The 21,510-nt window shown below is 71.5% G+C and carries 16 protein-coding genes; 13 read left to right on the top strand and 3 right to left on the bottom strand.

Going from position 1 to position 21,510, the window contains the following annotated elements; all coding sequences use genetic code 11:
- Positions 1–97: 97 nt before the first annotated feature.
- The 8 genes from IE136_RS17065 (at position 98) to IE136_RS17030 (ending at position 12,690) form a co-directional block, all read left to right on the top strand.
- The gene (locus IE136_RS17065; RefSeq protein WP_158993025.1) at positions 98–3,007 is read left to right on the top strand and encodes a glycoside hydrolase family 48 protein; all 2,910 of its coding nucleotides are present in this window, start codon (positions 98–100) and stop codon (positions 3,005–3,007) included.
- A 204-nt stretch (positions 3,008–3,211) separates the two neighbouring features.
- Positions 3,212–4,720 (top strand): arabinosylfuranosidase ArfA, encoded by a 1,509-nt coding sequence (gene arfA, locus IE136_RS17060; RefSeq protein ID WP_158993027.1) that lies wholly within the window; start codon positions 3,212–3,214, stop codon positions 4,718–4,720.
- A gap of 162 nt (positions 4,721–4,882) precedes the next feature.
- On the top strand, positions 4,883–6,133 hold the full coding sequence (locus IE136_RS17055) for an ABC transporter substrate-binding protein (protein ID WP_158993029.1): 1,251 nt from the start codon (positions 4,883–4,885) through the stop codon (positions 6,131–6,133).
- Between the two features lie 11 nt (positions 6,134–6,144).
- Positions 6,145–7,137, top strand: a complete 993-nt coding sequence (locus IE136_RS17050) for a carbohydrate ABC transporter permease (protein WP_229818901.1) — start codon at positions 6,145–6,147, stop codon at positions 7,135–7,137.
- A complete protein-coding gene (locus IE136_RS17045) occupies positions 7,134–8,012 on the top strand; it encodes a carbohydrate ABC transporter permease (protein ID WP_158993033.1) in 879 nt (292 codons plus the stop codon). Before IE136_RS17050 ends, IE136_RS17045 begins: the two co-directional genes overlap by 4 nt.
- Positions 8,013–8,025: 13 nt before the next feature.
- Entirely contained in the window at positions 8,026–8,592 is a 567-nt protein-coding gene (locus tag IE136_RS17040; protein WP_158993035.1) for a hypothetical protein, read from the top strand.
- 300 nt (positions 8,593–8,892) lie between these two features.
- Positions 8,893–11,625: an exo-rhamnogalacturonan lyase family protein gene (locus IE136_RS17035; protein WP_189600761.1), complete on the top strand. Its 2,733-nt coding sequence runs from the start codon at positions 8,893–8,895 to the stop codon at positions 11,623–11,625.
- Positions 11,626–11,637: 12 nt separating this feature from the next.
- Positions 11,638–12,690: a rhamnogalacturonan acetylesterase gene (locus IE136_RS17030; RefSeq protein WP_158993037.1), complete on the top strand. Its 1,053-nt coding sequence runs from the start codon at positions 11,638–11,640 to the stop codon at positions 12,688–12,690.
- Between the two features lie 32 nt (positions 12,691–12,722).
- On the opposite strand, the gene IE136_RS17025 is transcribed toward IE136_RS17030, so the two are convergent.
- From IE136_RS17025 to IE136_RS17015, 3 genes are all read right to left on the bottom strand, one after another.
- Entirely contained in the window at positions 12,723–15,602 is a 2,880-nt protein-coding gene (locus IE136_RS17025) for a glycoside hydrolase family 2 TIM barrel-domain containing protein (RefSeq protein ID WP_189600760.1), read from the bottom strand.
- A 176-nt stretch (positions 15,603–15,778) separates the two neighbouring features.
- Positions 15,779–15,988 (bottom strand): hypothetical protein, encoded by a 210-nt coding sequence (locus IE136_RS17020; RefSeq protein WP_158993041.1) that lies wholly within the window; start codon positions 15,986–15,988, stop codon positions 15,779–15,781.
- Positions 15,985–17,139, bottom strand: a complete 1,155-nt coding sequence (locus IE136_RS17015; protein WP_158993043.1) for a mandelate racemase/muconate lactonizing enzyme family protein — start codon at positions 17,137–17,139, stop codon at positions 15,985–15,987. The genes IE136_RS17020 and IE136_RS17015 overlap by 4 nt, the downstream gene beginning before the upstream one ends.
- Before the next feature lie 370 nt (positions 17,140–17,509).
- Here IE136_RS17015 and IE136_RS17010 point away from each other — a divergent pair, with 370 nt between their 5' ends.
- From IE136_RS17010 to IE136_RS16990, 5 genes are all read left to right on the top strand, one after another.
- Complete coding sequence (locus tag IE136_RS17010; RefSeq protein ID WP_189600759.1) at positions 17,510–18,280, top strand: IclR family transcriptional regulator; 771 nt, start codon at positions 17,510–17,512, stop codon at positions 18,278–18,280.
- Positions 18,277–19,131, top strand: a complete 855-nt coding sequence (locus tag IE136_RS17005; RefSeq protein ID WP_189600758.1) for an SMP-30/gluconolactonase/LRE family protein — start codon at positions 18,277–18,279, stop codon at positions 19,129–19,131. Before IE136_RS17010 ends, IE136_RS17005 begins: the two co-directional genes overlap by 4 nt.
- A gap of 128 nt (positions 19,132–19,259) precedes the next feature.
- Positions 19,260–20,318, top strand: a complete 1,059-nt coding sequence (locus IE136_RS17000) for a LacI family DNA-binding transcriptional regulator (RefSeq protein ID WP_158993048.1) — start codon at positions 19,260–19,262, stop codon at positions 20,316–20,318.
- Positions 20,302–20,832 carry a SigE family RNA polymerase sigma factor gene (locus tag IE136_RS16995; protein ID WP_158993050.1) on the top strand — a complete coding sequence of 177 codons (531 nt, stop codon included), beginning with the start codon at positions 20,302–20,304 and terminating at the stop codon, positions 20,830–20,832. Before IE136_RS17000 ends, IE136_RS16995 begins: the two co-directional genes overlap by 17 nt.
- Positions 20,832–21,497 carry a hypothetical protein gene (locus tag IE136_RS16990; RefSeq protein WP_158993052.1) on the top strand — a complete coding sequence of 222 codons (666 nt, stop codon included), beginning with the start codon at positions 20,832–20,834 and terminating at the stop codon, positions 21,495–21,497. Before IE136_RS16995 ends, IE136_RS16990 begins: the two co-directional genes overlap by 1 nt.
- Positions 21,498–21,510: the final 13 nt, after the last annotated feature.

The following is a 21,510-nucleotide window of genomic DNA, read 5'->3' as shown; positions in this document are numbered from 1 at the left end:
GCACAGTGGGAGCGCTCCCACTGGTTCAGAGCTTGTGTCCATGGCTTCCCGTTCCATACACACCCCCACCTCCCGAGCCGCGAGGAGAACCACCCTCATGCCCCCGAGCCCGCCCCGAAGACGAGGCACCCTGCTCACCGCGCTGGCCGCGACCCTGTCCCTCCCCCTGGGCCTGACCGCCGTCGGCGGTACCACCGCCCACGCCGCGGCGGTCCAGTGCAGCGTCGACTACACGACCAACGACTGGGGGTCCGGCTTCACCGCCGAGCTGACCCTCACCAACCGCGCCACCACCCCGCTCGACGGCTGGACCCTGACCTACGCCCACGCCGGCAACCAGCAGCTGACCAACGGCTGGAACGGCATTTGGTCCCAGTCCGGGAAGACCGTCACGGTCGCGAACGCGGCCTGGAACCGGACCGTCGCCGCCGGTGCCGCCGTCACGACGGGCGCCCAGTTCACCTACAGCGGGGCCAACACCGCCCCGACCGCCTTCGCCGTCAACGGCACCCCCTGCACCGGCGCCCACCAGCCCCCGATCGCCGTGCTCACCAGCCCGGCCGCGGGCGCGGTCTTCACAGCGGGCGACCCCGTTCCGCTCGCCGCCACGGCGGCCGCCGCCGACCAGGCGACGGTGAGCAGGGTGGAGTTCTACAGCGACACCACCCTGCTCGGCACGGACACCACGGCCCCGTACGCGCTGAGCGCCACCGGCCTCGCCCCCGGCTCCCACTCGCTCTACGCCAAGGCCTACGACAGCCTCGGAGCCTCCGCCGAATCCGCCCCGGCGGGCATCACGGTCGCCGCAGGGGCCGCCCTGGTCGCCACCCCGGCCCAGCTCGGCGTACGCCAAGGCGCGACGGGCACCTTCGATCTGAAGCTCTCCACCCGGCCCTCCGCGAACGTCGCGGTGAGCGTCGCCCGCACCTCGGGCAACACCAACCTCAGCGCCACCCCGGCGACCCTGACCTTCACCCCGGCGAACTGGAACACCGCCCAGAAGGTGACCGTCGCCGCCGCGCCGACCGGCACCGGTTCGGCCGTCTTCACCGCGACCGCCCCCGGCCACGCCAAGGCCGAGGTGACCGTCGCCCAACTGGCGGCCGGTTCCACGTACGACGCCCGCTTCCTCGACCTCCACGGGAAGATCACGAACCCGGCCAACGGCTACTTCTCGCCCGAGGGCATCCCGTACCACTCCGTCGAGACGCTCATCGTCGAGGCCCCCGACCACGGGCACGAGACGACCTCGGAGGCGTACAGCTACCTGATCTGGCTCCAGGCGATGTACGGCAAGATCACCGGCGACTGGACCAAGTTCAACGGCGCGTGGGACACCATGGAGAAGTACATGATCCCCACCCACGCCGACCAGCCCACGACCGGGAGCTACAACGCCTCCAAGCCGGCCACCTACGCGCCCGAGCACGACCTGCCGTCGCAGTACCCGGCCAGGCTCGACTCCGGCGTCACCTCCGGCGTCGACCCGATCGCCGGTGAGCTGAAGAGCGCGTACGGCACCGACGACCTCTACGGCATGCACTGGATCCAGGACGTCGACAACGTCTACGGCTTCGGCAACGAGCCCGGGAAGTGCAACGCCGGACCCGCGGCGAGCGGACCGTCCTACATCAACACCTTCCAGCGCGGCCCGCAGGAGTCGGTCTGGGAGACCGTCACCCATCCCACCTGCGACAACTTCGCCTACGGCGGGAAGAACGGCTATCTCGACCTCTTCACCGGGGACGCCTCCTACGCCAAGCAGTGGAAGTTCACCAACGCCCCCGACGCCGACGCCCGCGCGGTCCAGGCCGCCTACTGGGCCGACATCTGGGCCAAGGAGCAGGGCAAGGGTGCCCAGGTCACCACCACCGTCTCCAAGGCGGCCAAGATGGGCGACTACCTGCGCTACGCCATGTTCGACAAGTACTTCAAGAAGGCCGGGAACTGCGTCGGGCCGACGGTCTGCCCCGCCGGCACCGGCAAGGACAGCGCCCACTACCTGATGTCCTGGTACTACGCGTGGGGCGGAGCCACCGACACCAGTGCCGGCTGGTCCTGGCGGATCGGCTCCAGCCACGCCCACGGCGGCTACCAGAACCCGCTCGCCGCCTACGCGCTGAGCGAGTACGCCCCGCTGAAGCCCAAGTCGGTGACGGGCGCGGCGGACTGGGCGACCAGCCTGGACCGGCAGCTGGAGTTCTACCGCTGGCTCCAGTCCGACGAGGGCGCCATCGCGGGCGGAGCCACCAACAGCTGGCAGGGCCGCTACGCGCAGCCGCCGGCCGGGACCCCCACGTTCCACGGCCTCTTCTACGACGAGAAGCCGGTCTACCACGACCCCGCGTCCAACCAGTGGTTCGGCTTCCAGGCCTGGTCGATGGAGCGGGTGGCCGAGTACTACCGGCAGACCGGTGACGCGGCCGCCAAGACAGTGCTCGACAAGTGGGTCGGCTGGGCGCTGTCGAAGACCACGATCAACCCCGACGGCACCTACCGCATCCCCTCCACCCTTCGGTGGTCCGGGGCGCCCGACACCTGGAACGCCGCGAACCCCGGCGCCAACGCGGGACTCCACGTCACCGTCACCGACTACACCGACGACGTCGGCGTCGCCGCCGCCTACGCCAAGACCCTGACGTACTACGCGGCGAAGTCCGGGCACGCCGAGGCCAAGCGGGTGGCCAAGGCGCTTCTGGACGGGATGTGGACCCACCACCAGGACCCGCTGGGCATCGCCGTCCCGGAGACCCGCGCCGACTACAACCGCTTCGACGACCCGGTGTACGTGCCGTCCGGCTGGACCGGCACCATGCCGAACGGCGACACGGTGAACTCCTCGTCCACCTTCGCCTCGATCCGCTCCTTCTACCAGGACGACCCGGCCTGGCCCAAGATCGAGGCCTATCTGGCGGGCGGCGCCGCGCCCGTCTTCACGTACCACCGCTTCTGGGCCCAGGCGGACATCGCCCTGGCCATGGGCTCGTACGCGGAGCTGCTCGAATAGCAGCGCCCCGCAAGGGCGGTTCCGCGTACGACACGGCCGGCCGGGCCCGGGAAAGCGGGTCCGGCCGGCCCTTCGCGCGGCCAGGGGCCGCGCCGGGCCCCGTGCCTCCGGAGTCCGTGGACCCATTGACGGACACGGAGTCCGAACCTACGGTCCTGTTCGAAGTTGCGATCACAATTCGAGATTTCGAACATATGGAGCCGCATGTCCCGCGACACCGCCCGCTTCGCGCTCGACCCCGACTTCTCCGTCGGCCGTGTCGACCCCCGCCTCTTCGGCTCGTTCGTCGAACACCTCGGTCGCTGCGTGTACACCGGGATCTTCGAACCCGGCCACCCCACCGCTGACGCGGACGGTCTGCGCGTCGACGTCCTGGAACTGGTCCGTGAGCTGGGCGTCACCGCCGTCCGCTACCCGGGCGGCAACTTCGTGTCCGGCCACCGCTGGGAGGACGGCGTCGGACCCGTCGAGGACCGGCCGCGCCGCCTCGACCTCGCCTGGCGCTCCACCGAGACCAACCGCTTCGGCCTCGCCGAGTTCGCCGCCTTCCTGAAGAAGCTCGGGCCCCACGCCGAGCCGATGCTGGCGCTCAACCTCGGCACCCGCGGGGTCACCGAAGCGGTGGAGCTGCTCGAATACGCCAACCACCCCGCCGGCACCGCGCTCTCCGAGCGCCGGATCGCGCACGGGAACGAGGACCCGTTCGGCGTCCGCCTGTGGTGCCTGGGCAACGAGATGGACGGCCCCTGGCAGACCGGCCACAAGACCGCCGCCGAATACGGCAGGCTCGCCGCCGAGACCGCCCGCGCCATGCGCCAGATCGACCCCGGCCTCGAACTGGTCGCGTGCGGCAGCTCCCACCGGACCATGCCCACCTTCGCCGCGTGGGAGGCCACCGTGCTCGCCGAGACATACGAGCTCGTGGACCACGTCTCCCTGCACGCGTACTACGAGGAGACCGACGGCGACCGCGACTCCTTCCTCGCCTCTGCCGTCGACATGGAGTCCTTCATCGAGCAGGTCGTCGTCACGTGCGACCACGTCGGCGCCCGGCTGAAGTCGGAGAAGCGGATCACCCTCTCCTTCGACGAGTGGAACGTCTGGTACCAGCGACGGCCCAACCCGCACCCCGTGGAGGACTGGCAGGAGGCCCCGCGCCTCCTGGAGGACGTCTACACCGTCACCGACGCGGTCGTCGTCGGCTCGCTCCTGATCACCCTGCTGCGCCACGCGGACCGCGTCGCCGTCGCGTGTCTCGCCCAACTCGTCAACGTCATCGCGCCGATCATGACCGAGCCCGGCGGCCCGGCCTGGCGGCAGAGCACCTTCTTCCCCTTCGCCCAGGCCTCGCGCCACGGTCGTGGCACGGTCCTCGACGTGCGCGTGGACGCGCCGACGCACGCGACGCGGCGCTACGGCGACGTCCCGCTGCTGCACGCCACGGCGGTGCGGAACGAGGACGGCGGCGTGACCGTGTTCGCGGTCAACCGGGCCCAGGACCGGGAGCTTCCGCTGGAGGTCGCCCTGCGGGGACTGGAGTTGACCCGGATCGTGGAACACAGCGTGCTCGCGGACCCGGATCCCGAGGCGTGCAACACGGCGGCGGACCCCGGGCGGGTCGTCCCGCGGCTCGTGGACGGCGGCGCACTCGGGGACGGCGTCCTCGAGGTCGCACTGGAACCGCTGTCGTGGAACGTCATCAGACTGGCCTGATCGCCCCTTCCCTCGAAGCGCTTCGGGCGGATGCGTCCGAACCGTTGACGTACGGGGCGACCCTCTCTACGTTGTCCCAGCAAGCGCTTTCCTAAAACGTTTCAATCATCACGCGCGGGAGGACGAACTGTGCGTACCACCAGCACTGTTGACCGACGGGGCATGCTCAAGCTCACCGGCGGTTCACTGGCCGCTCTCGGCCTGACCGCGGCGGGGTGTGGCAGCGGAAGCGGCTCCGGCGACGGATCCGTGACCATCCGGTACGCCTGGTGGGGGTCCGACGACCGCGCCAAGCGGATCAACCAGTCGATCGCGCTCTTCGAGAAGAAGTACCCGAAGATCAAGGTCAAGACGGACTTCCAGCCCTACGCCGACTTCTGGAAGAAGTTCAACACCCAGGCTTCGGGGGGTAATCCCCCCGACGTCTTCCAGAACGCGATCGGGTTCCTGCGCAAGTACGACGAGAAGAACGTCCTGCTCGACCTGCGCGAACAGGTCAAGGCCGGAAACCTCCGCCTCGACGGTTTCCGGGCCGGACTCGAGAAGTTCGGCGAGATCGACGGCAAGCTTCTCGGCGTACCGGTCGGCAGCAACTCGATGGCCCTCGTCATCGACCGGAAGCTCTTCGCCAAGGCGGGCATCACGCCCCGTCCGGGCTGGACCTGGGGAGAGTTCCAGGCCGCCCTCGCCAAGATCCGCGACACCCAGGGCCGGGCCGGCGACAGCGGGATGTACGGCGTGATGTACCTCTACGACCTCCATCTGCGCCAGCACGGCAAGGCGTTCTTCACCAAGGACGGGCTCGGCTTCACCGAGGCCGATCTCACCGACTGGTGGACGCGGGCGTACGCCGGTGTCCGCTCGGGCGTCCACGCGGCCCCCGGGAAGGTCGCCCAGGCCAGGCCGAAGTCGGCCGTCACCGCCGAACTCGCCGCCTCCGAGTTCACCTGGGACAACTTCGCCATCCGTTACACCGCCGAGGGCAAGAGCGAGTACGGGCTCGCGCCCATCCCGACCACAGACGGCAAGCGGACCGGGCAGTACCTCGGTTCGCTGATGCTCAGCGGGTCGAAGCGCACCAAGCACCCCAGGGAAGTGGCCCAGTTCATCGACTTCATGGTCCATGACCCCGAGGTCGCCACCATCATGGGCTTCGACCGCGGTGTCCCGGCCACCACGGCCCAGTACGAGGCGTTCAAGCCCACCGACCCGGTCGCCCGGCAGATCGCCGCGTACGAGCAGCAGTTGGTGGACTCCGGCGTCCTGGAGACGATCACCCCGCACCCGGCGGGCGCCGACGTCTGCGAGGCGGCCTTCCTGCGCCTCGCGGAGGAGATGGCGCTCGGCAAGCGGTCGGTGCCGGACGCGGTGAAGCAGTACTTCACCGAGTCCGAGACGGCCCTCGGCTCCTGATGGGAACGGCCGTGACACACGTACCGCCGGCGCCGCCGGCCGTGGACCCCGCAGCACCGGGCACCGCGGCCGGGGGCGGCTCCGCGACACCCTCGGGAGGCGCCCGGCGCGGCCGTGCCCACCGCGAGAACCTCGCCGGATACCTCTTCATGTCCCCATGGATCGCAGGCTTCGTCCTGCTCACCGCGGGACCCATGATCGCCTCCCTCTACTTCGCCTTCACGGACTACAACCTCTTCGACGCCCCGCGGTGGATCGGCCTGCGGAACTTCACCGAGATGTTCGCCGACCCGCGCTGGCGCACCTCGGTGGAGGTGACGAGCTGGTACGTGATCGTCGGTACACCGCTCAAGCTGGCCGCCGCGCTCGGCGTGGCGCTGCTCCTCAACCAGAAGCGCGCGGGCCAGGGTTTCTACCGGGCCGCGTTCTACGCGCCCTCGCTCATCGGCGCGAGCGTCTCCATCGCCATCGTCTGGCGCGCGATCTTCTCGGACGGTGCCGTCGTCGACCGCGCCCAGCAGGTGTTCGGCCTGGACGCGGGCGGCTGGATCGGTGACCCGGACCGGATCGTCTACAGCCTGGTCGCCCTGACCGTCTGGCAGTTCGGCGCCCCGATGGTGATCTTCCTGGCAGGGCTCAAGCAGGTCCCGCGTGAGCTCTACGAGGCTGCGGAGATGGACGGTGCGGGGACATGGCGCCGGTTCTGGTACATCACCCTGCCGATGATCTCACCGGTGCTCTTCTTCAACGTGCTCCTGGAGACGATCCACTCCTTCCAAATCTTCGGCTCCGCCTACATCCTCGGCGGCCAGGGCAACTCCTGCGGACCGGCCGACGCGACCCTCGTCTACACCTGTTACCTGTACATCCAGGGCTTCGAGAACAGCCGGATGGGCTTCGCCTCGGCGATGGCCTGGATGCTGCTGCTCGCCGTCGGTCTGGTGACCGCGGTGCTGTTCTGGTCCCAGCGGCGCTGGGTGCACTACGAGGAGGCGTCCCGATGACCCTGACGAGCACGTCGAGGCGTACGCGTACGGGGTCGGGGCGTGCCCGTACGGGATCGATCGCCTGGCATCTCGGGGCGCTCGCCGTCCTCGCGGTCGTCCTCTACCCGGTCGTGTGGGTGATCGGCGGCTCGCTGAAGCCGAACGACGAGATCGTCGGCAGTCTGCGGCTGCTGCCCACCGATCCGATACTGGAGAACTACCGCCGGCTCGCCGACGGCATCGCGGACATCCCCGTCTCCACCTTCTTCTCCAACTCGCTCCTGCTGTCACTCGGTTCGGTGGCCGGCGTGGTCCTGTCCTGTTCGCTGGCGGCCTACGCCTTCGCCAGAATCGGCTTCGCCGGGCGCGGGATCCTCTTCTCGGTGATGATCGGCACGCTGCTGCTGCCGTACCACGTGCTGCTCATCCCGCAGTACGTGCTCTTCCAGAAGCTGGAACTCGTCAACACCTACACACCGCTGCTGCTCGGCAAGTACCTGGCCACGGACGCGTTCTTCGTCTTCCTGATGATGCAGTTCATGCGCAACCTGCCCAAGGAGCTGGACGAGGCGGCGCGCCTGGACGGCTGCGGGCACCTGCGGATCTACTGGTCGATCGTCCTGCCGCTCTGCCGTCCCGCCCTCATCACCAGCGCGATCTTCACCTTCATCAACGCGTGGAACGACTTCATGGGGCCGTTGATCTACCTCAACGAGCCCGAGAAGTACACCGTCTCGCTCGGCCTGAAGATGTTCGTCGACCAGGACGGTCTCGCCAACTACGGCGGCATGATCGCCATGTCGCTCGTGGCGCTGCTGCCGGTACTGCTCTTCTTCCTGGCCTTCCAGCGCTATCTGATCGACGGTATGGCCACGTCCGGACTGAAGGGCTGAGGAGGCGGCGTCCATGCTCAAGCCGCAGACACTGGAACGCTTCGGCGTGTTCGCCGAGTGTCTCCTCGTCGGGATCTGGATCACGCTCGCGTCCCTGCCGCTGGTGACCCTTCCCGCGGCGCTGGCCGCGGGGGCGGCGCATCTGCGCCGTTGGACGGGCGACGAGGAGGGCGGCCTGCGCGCGTTCGTGGCGGACCTGCGGTCCGCCGCGCGCCGCGGCTGGCTCGTGGGGGTGGCGGTCTGGGCCGCGCTCGCCCTGGTGTGGCTGGACCTCGCGATCGTACGGGCGGGGCTGCCGGGCGGCCGTACGGTCGGCGTGCTCGGGGTCCTGGCGGCGATCGGTCTGGTCGTCACCGTCCTGCGCGCCTGCGCCGCCTGGCGGCCGGGCTCCTCGTGGCGGTCGCTGCTCGCCGCGTCGGCCCGCCGCACGGTGCGCGACCCGGCCGGTTCCCTCCTCGTCGTCTGCGGCTTCGCCGTGATCGCGGCCTCGGCCTGGTTCGCCGTTCCCCTGGCGGCCCCGGCGCTGGGTGTCGCGATGGCGGCGACCCTCGCGGTGGAGAGGCGCGCGGCGGCCCGCTGAGCGGGCGGCCCGCGCGCCGCCGTCGCGGGGGTCGCCGCGTGCTCGCTGCGGTGGACCGCGAGGCGGTGGACCGCGAGCCGACGCGGCCCGAGCCGACGCGGCCCGAGCCGAGGCGGCCCGCCTCTCCGCCGCGCCCGTGGCGCGTCGTGCGGAAGCCGCCGGTCGTCTCGCTGGGACACCTCCTTGCCGTCGCCCTCCAGGTGCGGTCTCCCCGGCCGGCTCGGGAGCGTCTGGCCGCTTCCACGGCTCGCGGCAACCACCGTCGGGCCCCATGAATGTCATGCTCATGAAAGGACTGCCATGTCTCCGATCCCTCGCAGGTCTCTGCTCAAGGCCGCCGCCGTCGCCGGTGCCGCCGCCCAGTTCAGCTGGGCCATCGGGCGGGGCGACGCACAGGCCGCCGCGAGCGCCGAACCCCCCGCCGCCGAGCGGCCGGCGACCGTCACCTGGCTGGAGGACGGCGGACTGGGGGCGGCGCCCGGGTCCACGTTCGGGGTGCCCTGGCCCAAGGGCGCCCACCCCGCCGACCGGACCTTCGCGCTCACCACGGCCGACGGCACGGAGGTCCCCGTACAGACGTGGACCACCGCCCGCTGGCCCGACGGCTCGCTCAAATGGACCGCGCACGCCGTCGGCCCCGAGGCCGCGGGCGCGCGGAAGTTCACCCTCGCCCCCGGAACCCCGGCCGCCGCCGGCCGGCGGATCACCGTCACCGAGACCGACCGCCGCATCACCGTCGACACCGGCACGATAAGGGCGGTCGTCTCCCGCGACGGCAGGAAGCTCGTCGAGTCCGTGACGCGCGACGGAGTGAAGATCGCCACCGACGGACGGCTCGTCCTGCTGCGCCAGAGCGACCTCGACGAGGGCGACCAGGGCAACGCCAAGTGGGAGCGGTTCGACGGCGAGATCGCCGGCGCCACCCTCGAACAGCGCGGCCCCGTCCGCGCGGTCGTGCGCATCGACGGCAAACACCGGAAGGGCAGCCGAGGCTGGCTGCCGTTCTCCGTCCGTCTCTACTTCTACGCCGGCGCCGAATCCTTCCGGATGGTGCACACGATCACCTACGACGGAGACCAGAACAAGGACTTCGTCCGCGGCCTCGGTGTCCGCTTCACCGTCCCGATGCGCGACGCCGCCTACGACCGCCACATCCGTATCGCGGGTGAGGGCCAGGGCTTCCTCACCGAGGCTGTCAAGGGCATCACCGGTCTGCGCCGCGACCCCGGCTCCGCGGTCCGCACGGCCCAGGTCAAGGGCGAGAAGCTGCCCGACCCGGCCACCTGGGACCAGCGGGTCACCTCCCGCCTCCAGTACATTCCCACCTGGGGCGACTACACCCTCTCCCAGCTCTCCGCCGACGGCTTTTCCCTGCGCAAGCGCACCAAGGCCGGCCACGGCTGGATCCCGGCCGGCGGCGGCCGCCGGGCGAACGGCTTCGGTTACGTCGGCGGGCCGAGCGGCGGGTTCTCCTTCGGGCTACGGGACTTCTGGCAGAAGCACCCGGCGCAGCTCGACATCCGGGGCGCCGCGGGCGACGCCGCCGAGGTCACCCTCTGGCTCTGGTCGCCCGAGGCCCAGCCCATGGACCTCCGCTTCTACCACGACGGCATGGGTCAGGACACCTTCCCCGAACAGCTCGAAGGCCTCAACATCACCTACGAGGACTACGAGCCCGGCTTCGGCACGCCGTACGGCATCGCCCGCACCAGCGAGCTGATGTTCTGGGCCAACGGGGCCACGCCGACCGCCGAGGCGCTCGTCGCGCAGGCCGCCGCCGTGGCCACCCCGCCCCAGCTCGCCGCAAGCCCGGAAGACCTCAGCCGGGCCCGGGTGTTCGGCGGACTCTTCGCCCCCGTCGACCGCTCCACGCCGGCGAAGGCGAAGATCGAGGACCACCTCGACTACCTCTTCACGTACTACAAGGACCAGGCCGAGCAGCGCCGTTGGTACGGCTTCTGGGACTACGGCGACATCATGCACACCTACGACGAGGACCGGCACCAGTGGCGGTACGACGTCGGCGGCTACGCCTGGGACAACTCCGAGCTCTCTCCCGACCTGTGGCTCTGGTACGCCTACCTGCGCTCAGGCCGCTCCGACATCTTCCGGTTCGCCGAGGCGATGACCCGCCACACCGGCGAGGTCGACGTCTACCACCTCGGCACCTGGGCCGGCCTCGGTACCCGGCACGGCGTCCAGCACTTCGCGTGCAGCGCCAAGCAGCAGCGCATCTCCACCGCCGTCTACCGCCGCCCCTACTACTACCTCACCGCCGACGAACGCGTCGGCGACCTCATGCACGCCCTGGTCGACTCCGACGAGACCTTCCTCGTCCTCGATCCGATCCGGAAGATCCGCACCGAGCCCTACACCCCGGACCGTCACGCCCTGTCCGTCGGTTTCGGCACGGACTGGAGCGGTCTCGCCGCCGCCTGGCTCACCGAGTGGGAACGCGGCGGCCCCAAGGCGGAGAAGGCCGAGGCGCGGCTGCGCTCGACCATGGAGACCATCGCCGCCCAGCCCAACGGGTTCGTCCAGGGCACGGGCCTCTACGACCTCGACACCGGGCGGTTCGCCGTCGCCACCGAGCCCGTCGTCGGCGTCTCCCACCTCTCCGCGATGTTCGGCCTGGTCGAGATGTGCGCCGAACTCATCGACCTCGTCGACATGCCCGCCTTCAAGAACGCCTGGCTCGACTACTGCCGCTACTTCAACGCCTCCAAGACGGAACAGGCGGCCCGCTACGGCAAGAACTTCGGCAACCTGCTCCTCTTCCAGGGCCACTCGCGCCAGGACGCCTACGCGGCGGCCCAGTTGAACGACCCCGCGCTCGCCAAGCGCGCCTGGGCCAAGTTCCACGCGAGCGACGGCTACACCTCGGCGATGGTCTGGGACAAGACCCCCGTCCAGGGGCCCGCCGCGCTCGAACCCGGCTACGAGCACCTGTGGATCAGCACCAACACCACCGCCCTCTTCGGGCTCGCCGCCATCCAGAACCTCGCCCTCGTCGGCGACAGCCTCCCCGCGTAAGGAGAAGCACCGATGCGACGCACCGCCCTGCTCACCGTCGCCACGACCGCGGCCGCCCTGCTCACCGCCGCCCCGGCCCATGCCGACGGCGGCCCCTACGGCCAGGGACTCGACCACTGCGCCCCGTCCGCCACCACGCAAGCGCTCGTCTGCCACTTCGACGTCCCGCCCGGCACGTACGACGTCACCGTCACCCTCGGCGGGCGCACCGCCGGCTCGACCTCCGTCACGGGCGAGACCCGGCGCGCCCTGCTGGCCGGGACCGACACCGGCGCGGGGGAGCGGACCCGGCGCTCGTTCACCGTCGACGTCCGCGACCCGGAGGGCGAGCCGACCGGACCCGCCGGAAGCCCCGGCCTCGACCTGACCTTCGGCGGCGCGGCGCAACGGCTCTCCGGTGTCCGGATCACCACGGCCCCGGCCACGCCGCGGCTCTTCCTCGTCGGGGACTCCACCGTCTGCGACCAGCCGGGGGAGCCGTACACCGGCTGGGGGCAGCAACTGCCCCGGTTCCTCACGCGCGGTGTCGCGGTCGCCAACCACGCCGACTCCGGGGAGAGCACTGTCAGCTACCTGGCGAACCCCGCCCTCTTCCCCGCCGTCCAGCCGCTGATCCGGCCCGGCGACCGCGTGCTGATCCAGCTCGCCCACAACGACAAGCAGACCGACGCAGTGACCTACCGCGCCAACCTCACGACCCTCGTCGAAGGGGTACGGGAGCGGGGTGGCCGGCCCGTGCTCGTGACGCCGATCGTGCGCCGCTGGTTCAATGCCGACGGCACGTTGAACAACGGCACCGCCCTGCTCGTCAACGGCCTCGGCGTCGACCACCCCGCCGAGATCCGGCGTCTCGCCGCCGGCCTCGGAACCCCGCTGATCGACCTGACCGCCCTCACCAGGGCGCGGGTCGAGGAGCTGGGACCCGAGGCGTCCAAGGCCCTCTACCTGACTGCGGAGAAGCGGGACAACACCCACACCTCGGTGCGCGGGGCCACGGAGTACGCGGCCCTCGTCCTCGGCGAACTACGCGCCCAGGAGATTCTTCCGGAGCGGCTGATCCGCTGAGGGGGGGCGCACGGTCCGGGTGGCCGTGACGGTCACCCGGACTCCCCGGCGAGCGGCGCGAACGTGAAGGAGAACGTGGCGGGAGCGGCGTGCAGGCGGTGTTCCGGCAGGACGCCCGGGCCGCAGGACTGCGACCCGATGCCGTGCTGGGCGTGGTCCAGATTCAGCCACACCGTGTCACCGGGCACGAGGTCGGCGAGGTGGTCCGCCGCGTCGAGCAGCTCACTCGTCCAACGGCGGGCCGTGAACCAGAACACGGGATCGCCCTCGACGCGCAAGCGGCCCCCACCGTCGCCCAGTTCGACCCACCGGGTGCCGATCCGGGCTCCGTTCTCCTGCGGACGTAGGTAGGGCGTCTGGAGCTCGTCCACGGTGGCCCGCCACCGGCCGAGCCGCGCCGCCGCCCGGGTGTCCGGGTAGGCCTCGCCCGGCCCACCGCCGAACCAGGCCACCCGGTCCCAGGCCGCCGGGAGGCCGAGGCGGACACCGAGCCGGGGGAGGGGCAGCCGCCACTCGCCCTCCGGGGTGACCGAGACCTTCAGCCCCACGCGCGTCCCGTCGGACGTCCAGCGGTAGACGGTGCGCAGACCCACGTCCCGCGCCGCGGGCGCCACCCGGGTACGGACCGTCACCGCCTCGCCGTCCGTCTCCACCGCGTCGACCCGGTGCCGCATCCGGTGCAGCCCCAGCTCGTGCCAGAGCAGTCCATGGCGCTCGTCGGGCTGCCAGGCCGCCCCGTGGTCGTTGTCGGTCGGCGCCCGCCAGACGTCGAGCCGCAGACCGGTGAGCGAGATCCCGCCGAGCGCGACCGGCTCACCCGTGCGGGCGTCGAAAACGGCCGGGCCGAGGGTGATCCGCCGCCCTTCCACCAGCGGCCGCACGCCGCTCGTCTTGACGGCACGGAGGGGTCCCGACACCGGGAGCTGACCCCACGCGATCTCGTGTCCCGCCGGCGCCCACGCCGTGTCCCCGGCGAGCAGCGCCCGTACGGTCCAGGTCCGCTCCCCTTCGCGCTCGTCCTCCGGCGGCGCGGGCAGCCGAACCTCGGCGCTCTCCCCGGCGGCGAGCCCGGGCACCGCGAGCGGGCCGCTCCCGATGCTCTCCCCGTCGACCAGATGCGACCAGACGAAGGAGACGGCGGACAGATCCACGACGTCGTGCAGATTGGTGACGCGTACGCTCCCGGCCGTGGTGCCGGCCTCGATCCGGACGGGCTCGATCACCTTCTTGTACTCGACGAGGCCGGGCGACGGGGTCCGGTCGGGGAAGAGCAGGCCGTCGCAGACGAAGTTGCCGTCATGCAGCTCCTCGCCGAAGTCACCGCCGTAAGCGTGGCCGTACCGGGGGTGGACGAGGCCGTGGTCGATCCACTCCCAGACGAACCCGCCCTGGCAGCGCTCGTACCGCTCGAACAGCCGCTGGTACTCGGCGAGTCCACCCGGACCGTTCCCCATGGCGTGCCCGTACTCGCAGAGGACGAAGGGCAGCTCGCGCCGGGCGGCGGGGCCGTCGTCCTCCCGGCGGCCGATCACCTCGACCTCCGCGTGCGGCGGATACATACGGGAGTACACGTCCGTGTCCGCGCACGACCGGTCGCCCTCGTAGTGGACGAGCCGCAGCGGATCGCGGTCCCGGATCCACGCGGCCATCGCGGTGAGCCCGGCGCCGGTGCCGCACTCGTTGCCCAGTGACCACATGATCACCGAAGGGTGGTTCTTGTCCCGCTCGACCATCCGCTCCGCGCGGTCCAGCAGCGCCGGCGTCCAGCGCGCGTCGTCGACCGGGTTGGCCCGCCAGTCGAGCTCCTCGAAACCATGGGTCTCCAGATCGCACTCGTCGACGACCCACAGGCCGTACGCGTCGCACAGGTCCAGGAAAGCCGGATGGGGCGGGTAGTGGGAGGTGCGGACGGCGTTGATGTTGTGCCGCTTCATCAGCTCCACGTCCCGGCGCATCGTCGCCAGGTCCACCGCACGGCCGGTCTCCGGGTGGAACTCGTGCCGGTTCACGCCCCGGAAGAGAATCCGACGGCCGTTCACCTTGATCACGCCGTCCTCGACACAGACCGTACGGAACCCGATCCGCAGGGGGATCCGCTCGCCCCCGGCGGCCAACTCGCCCTCGTACAGGCGCGGCCTCTCGGCGCTCCACGGCTCGACCCGCACCGTCACGCCCGTCCCCGTCGCCGTGTCGATGCCCAGCTCGGGCACGGTGACGCGGCCGGGCACATCGCACTCCACCCGCAGGGTGCCGGTGGCGGAGGTGTGGTCGTACGAGGCGTGCACGAAGAAGTCGCGGGCCGCGCCCTCGGGACGGTGGAGCAGGGTCACGTCCCGGAACACGCCCGGCAGCCACCACTGGTCCTGGTCCTCCAGGTACGACCCGGAGGACCACTGGTGCACGCGGAGGGCGAGCACGTTGCCGCGCCGCTTCAGCAGCGGCCCCACCGCGAACTCGTGCGGAAGGCGCGAGCCCTTGAACGTGCCCAGTTCCTCGCCGTTGAGCCAGACCCGGGCAGCGGATTCCACACCGTCGAAGCGCAGCACGGCGTCGCCGGTCTCCGGCCAGCCGTCCGGGAGGTCGAAGCCGCGCAGATGGTCACCGGTGGGGTTCTCGGTCGGGACGCGCGGCGGATCGACGGGGAAGGGGTAGCGGACGTTCGTGTACGCGGGGGCGCCGCGGTCCTTGCCCTGGAGGACCCAGTGGCCGGGCACCGTGATCTCGCCCCAGGCGCCGCAGTCGTACCCCTCGGCGGCGAACGACTCGTCCTCGGAGTCGGCGGTGGGGGAGAGACGGAAGCGCCAGGTGCCGCCCAGCGACAGGGAGGCGGCGTCCGAGCGGGCGTACCAGGCGCGGGGCGGCAGGGCGCCCGCGCCGGGGGAGACGTCTTCGTACCAGGGGAGCGTGGACATGGGTCTCCTGCGGGAGGGGAGGGAGAAGGGGTCCGGGGAGGTCAGCGGCACAGAAAGCGTTTGCTCGCCGCACCTCCATCCCATCCCGGGGACGCCCCGCGCACAACCCCGCCCGGCCCCCGGGCTGTTGGACTCTTGGGGCCCAGGTTGGACCGAGTTCTCTCCCTCCCCCTCCGCTAGCGGCCCGCGCGCCGCTTGTTCCCTACGTCGAAGCCGACCTCGGCGAGGAGGACGAGCCCCTTGATGACCTGCTGGTAGTCCGTGCCGGGCTCGGGCACCTGCCGCTCGACGAGCCGGTGTTCGCCGCGCTTATCGACGACGATCGCGCGGCTCGTCCCTCCGGTGCCGCCCACGGCGGTGGAGCCACCCGCCCCGGTGCCGCTCACTCCGGCTTCCTCCGCTCCCAGCCCTCGGCCCACAGGTCGAAACGGGCCCGCTGCTGGGGGAACTCGGCCGCCGCGTCCACGTCCAGCTCGACCCCGAGACCCGGCGCCTGGGACACCTCGAAGCATCCGGTCTCCGGATCCACCTGGGGCGCCCCGCGGACGACCTTCTTGATCTCCGCGTCCGCGAAGTCGTTGAAATGCTCCAGGATCTTGAAGTTTGGTGTGCACGTGGCGAGTTGGAGCGACGCGGCGGTGAGCACCGAACCGCCCACGTTGTGCGGGGCGACCAGCATGTAGTGGGTCTCGGCCGTGGCCGCGAGCTTGCGGGTCTCCAGGATGCCGCCGATGTGGCCGAGATCCGGCTGAATGATGTCGGCGGCCTGCGACTCGAACAGCTCCCGGAACTCGATGCGGTCGTGGATGCGCTCACCGGTCGCGATCGGCATGTCGACCTTGGCGGCCACCTTCTCCAGCGCCTTGAGGTTCTCCGGCGGCACCGGCTCCTCCAGCCAGGCGGGGTTGAAGGGGGCCAGGTCGCGCGCCAGCCGCACCGCCGTGGCGGGGGAGAACCGTCCGTGCATCTCCAGCATCAATTCGGTGTCCGGACCGATCGCGTCCCGGACCGCCTCGATCAGGGACACCGCGTACCGGGTCTGTTCCGCGTCGAGTTCGAAGTGGCCGGTGCCGAACGGGTCGATCTTCAGGGCGCGGTAGCCGCGCGCCACGACCTCCTGCGCCGCCTTGTGGTACGCCTCCGGGGTCCGCTCGGTGGTGTACCAGCCGTTCGCGTAGGCCTTGACGCGGTCGGTCACCCGGCCGCCGAGCAGCTGCCAGACCGGCACGCCGAGTGCCTTGCCCTTGATGTCCCAGCAGGCCATCTCGATGACGGCGATGCCCGACATCACGATCTCGCCGGCCCGCCCGTAGTCGCCGTACTTCATCCGCCGGACGAGATCCTCGACCGCGAACGGGTCGGAGCCCGCGATGTGGTTGGCCTCCGCCTCGCGGAGATAGCCGACCAGCGCGTCGGTGTGGCCGAGCATACGTGTCTCGCCGACGCCGGTCAGTCCCTCGTCGGTGTGCACCTGGACGTAGGTGAGATTCCGCCAGGGGGTGCCGACGACATGTGTGGTGATTCCCGTGATGCGCACGGTGGTTGCCCCTCGGTTCCGGTCGTACCGTTCGTATCGTGGTGTTCGATATTTCGTCACACGTTCGAAATGATGGCGAGACCGTATGCACGCTCCTTGGGGGTGTCAATGCCCCGCGGTCGGGTCGTGGATCCGGCCGCGGGGAGGGGTGCCAGGGAACGGTGGGACGGCCGGCGCCAGGGGTGGTGTCAGCGCCACCCATGCCCCGCGATGCGACGGGGAGGGGGCGGTTCGCGGCGCCGGCGACGACGTACGCCCGGGCGGCCGTGCGAGAAGGGGGCCATTGCCCGCGAACCACCTGATGGCTAACCTGTGTTCGTGATTCCGGTCGGTGATCGAAATATCGAACAGGGGAGGGGGGTGGGCGGTCATGGGCCGGCTCGTTCCAGCGGCGACCAGGGCGTTCGACATCCTCGAACTGTTCCTTTCCGGACCGGAGACCCTCTCCGCACCCGAAGTGATCCGCCGGCTCGACCTGCCACGCACCAGTACCCAGGAACTGCTCACCACCCTCGCCGCCCGTTCCTACCTGGCACCGGTCGCGGGCCGGCCCGGCCGCTACCGGCTCGGCGTCCGCAGCTACCAGCTCGGCAGCCGCTACGCCGAACAGCTCGACCTCGCCGCCGAGGGCCGCAGCACCGCCCGCGAGGTCGCCGACACCTGCGGCGAGACCGTCCATGTCGCCGTCCTGGAGGACACGGACGTCATCTACATCGCCAAGGCGGACTCCACCCACGCCGTCCGCATGGTCCCGGCGGCCGGGCGCCGGCTGCCCGCCCACTGCACCGCCGTCGGCAAGATGCTGCTCGCCTCGCTTCCCGAGGCGGAGCTCGAATCCCGCGTCGCGGGCCGCGAACTGGCCGCCATGACACCCCACAGCATCACCGCACCTGACACCCTGCGGGCCGCCCTCGCCGAGGCCCGTGCCCGGGCCGTCGCCGTCGAGCACCGGGAGTCCAACCCCGAGGCGAGCCGCGTCGCCGCGCCCGTACGGGACCGGACCGGCCGGGTCGTCGCCGCCCTGTCGATCTCCGTCCCCGTCAACCGCTGGAGCGAGGAACGCGAACACGAGCTGACCGCGCTCGCCGCAGAGGGCGCGGCCGGTCTCTCCCTCCGGCTCGGCCACGGGAACGCGCGATGAGCCGTCCGGCGCGCATCGAGGTCGCGGTGCGCGAGTACGCCCTGCTCGGCGAAGGCCCCACCTGGGACCCGGCGCTGTCCCGGCTCGTCTGGGTCGACATCCTCGGCCGCCGGATCCACACCTACGAACCCGGCAGCGGCCGCCGCTCCGTGACCGCCGTGGCGCAGCACATCGGAGCGGCGAAACCCCGCGCGGGAGGCGGCCTCGTGGCCAACCTCCGGGATGGCATCGGACTGTACGACGCGGGCGGCGCGTTCTCGTGGCTGCGGCACGACCCCGTACCGGGCCGGCGCGGCAACGACGCGGCCGTCGCCCCCGACGGCAGCCTGTGGGCCGGCACCATGCGCTACGACGAAAGGCCCGGCGGTGGCAACCTCGTCCGGTTCGCCGCCGACGGCACCGCCACCGCGCTCCTCGACGAGGTCACCATCAGCAACGGCATCGGCTGGAGCCCCGACGCCTCCCTCGCGTACTACGTCGACACCCCCACCCGCCGCGTCGACACCCTGCGCCTGCGCGAGGGACGGATCTCGGAGCGGACCCCGTTCGCGAGCGTCGAGCCGGGCGCCGGGTACCCCGACGGCCTCACCGTCGACGCGGACGGCTGCGTCTGGGTCGCGCTCTGGGACGGGGGACAGCTGCGCCGCTACACCCCGCACGGGTCGCTCGACCGGATCGTCGACCTGCCGGTGGCACGCCCGACCGCGTGCGCCTTCGGCGGACCCGCGCTGCGCGACCTGTACGTCACGACGGCACGCACCGGGCTCAACGATCCGCCCGCGCCCGCCGGTTCGCTCTTCGTCCTGCCGGACGCCGGACACGGAGTGCCGGGCACGCCCTTCGCGGGGTGAGCCCGCGGACCCCCGGCAGGGCGCCCTGCTGGACACGCCGCTGAGCTGCCGCTTAGGGTCGGGGGCCTGGACGTCGGGGACGCCCCGCCGGACCGCCCGAAACCGCTGCGGAGAAGACAGAGAAGTCCATGGTCACCCTCGCCGATGTCGCCCGCCACGCCGGAGTGTCGGCCAGCACGGTCAGCTACGTGCTCAGCGGCAAACGCTCCATCTCCGCGTCAACCCGCGAGCGCATCCGGCGCAGCATCGACGAGCTCGGCTACCGGCCGCACGCCGGCGCCCGCGCCCTGGCCAGCAGCCGGACCCACATCCTGGCGCTGATGATGCCGCTGCGCACCGACCTGTACGTGCCGGTGATGATGGAGATCGCCATGGCCGTCACCACCGCCGCCCGCGCACACGGCTACGACGTCCTGCTCCTCACGGGCGAGGAGGGGCCAGAGGCCGTGCGCCGGGTCGAGGGCAGCGCCATCGCCGACGCCATGATCGTCATGGACGTGGAACTCGACGACCCTCGCCTGCCGTTCCTGCGCCAGGCCGAACGGCCCGCCGTCCTCATCGGACTTCCTGCCGACACCACCGGATTCACCTGCGTCGACCTGGACTTCGAGGCGGCCGGCGCGCGCTGCGTCGACCATCTCGCCGACCTCGGCCACCGGCAGATCGCCGTGCTCGGCGAGCCACCCGCCGTCTACGCCCGGGGCACCGGCTTCGCCGAGCGCACCCTCGCCGGGCTGCGCGCGGCCGCGGCCGGGCGGCGCGTCGGCCTCCTCCACCGCCCCTGCGAGGGAACCCACGCAGCCGTGGCGGCCACCGTGGGCCGCGTCTTCGAGGAACGTCCCTCGACCACCGCGTTCGTCGTGCAGAACGAGGCCGCCGTCGAACCCCTCCTCGCCCTGCTGCGGCACCAGGGCCTCGCGGTGCCCGAGGACATCTCCGTGGTCGCCGTCTGCGCCGCCCAGGTCGCCGCCCACGCCTCCGTACCCCTCACCTCCGTCGGCGTGCCGGCCCAGGAGATGGGACGACACGCCGTGGAACGCCTCGTCGCCCACCTCGACGGGCACGAGGAGACCGGCACGGTGCTCATCGCCCCGGACCTGACCGTACGCGGCAGCTCCGGCCCGGTCGCCGTCCCCGCCCCGCTGTCCGGACGCACCGAGAGAGCAGGCCGTGGACACAGCGGTTGACGACCCCACGACGGAGTTCCACGACTTCTTCGAGCGCCACTACGCGGAACTCGCCCGTCTCGCCCACCTGTTAACCGGTGAGCCGGATGCCGCGGACGATCTCGCGGCGGACGCGATGGTCGCGCTCTGGCACCGCTGGGACCGGGTGCGCGCGGCCGACCACCCCGTCGCCTACGCGCGGGGTGTGGTCGCCAACCTCGTCCGCAGCCGCATCCGGGGAGCCGTACGGGAACGCCGCCGGATCGCGCTCTTCTGGGACCGGCGCTCCGAGCACGTCGACGACCCCGACATACCGGTGGTCGTCGACGTCCGGACCGCCCTGCGGGCGCTGCCGTTCCGCAAGCGAGCCTGTGTCGTCCTGCGCCACGCCTTCGACCTTTCGGAGCGGGACACGGCACAGGCCCTCGGGGTCTCGGTCGGTACGGTCAAGAGCCAGACCTCGAAGGGCATGGCGGAACTGCAGCGGCTGCTCGGCCCCCGGGCCGCCACCGAACTGGTCGGAGGGAGGAACTGATGGACGAGGCCACACTGCGCCGGCAGCTGCGCGAGGCGGCCGAAGCCCACCGCCCCGACCGTGCCCGCATCCTCGCCCGCGTCGAACGCGGCATGGCGGCGGCGCCCCCGGAACCCGCACGGCTCCGCCGGAGCCTTCCGCGCCCGGCGAGCCCCTGGGCGCGGACCCTCGCGGTGGCGGCGGCCGTCGTCGGGGTCCTCATCCTCGGCGGCTTGGTCGCGACCACCGTGCACCGCGCTCCCGCCCCGGTCGCCACGGTGCCCGCGCCGCATCCCCCGCTCCAGGCGGCCGGCGCGATCGACCCCGGCAGCAACCGCTGGTGGGCCCAGAGCAACATCACCCTCACCGTGCCTGCGCCTCTGAGCGCGCTCACCGTCGAGCTGCGGGTCGCCCTGACCGGCGGGATCGCCAGCACCGGACACTGGCGCACCCTGCCCGAGCAGGACTTCACCGTCTCCGTACGCGAGGAGGGCGCCGCGCTCGTCTACCGCTGGACGCTCAAGGAGGGCCGCACGGTCCCGCCCGGGCGGCACGTCTTCGCCGGCCAGTACAACCACGCCGAGGGCGCCCGCGACGTCGCCGCCGACTCGTACACCGTCACCACGACGGACATGCTCCGCCGACAGCAGTCGCTGCGCGGCGACTTCGGCGCACCGGAGCGGTAGACGGCACCACCCG

Origin of the sequence: Streptomyces lateritius (assembly GCF_014649715.1) — a bacterium.
Lineage (GTDB): Bacteria > Actinomycetota > Actinomycetes > Streptomycetales > Streptomycetaceae > Streptomyces > Streptomyces lateritius.
The sequence above is the reverse complement of the archived record's forward strand: the minus strand, read 5'-3'. Positions and strand labels throughout refer to the sequence as shown.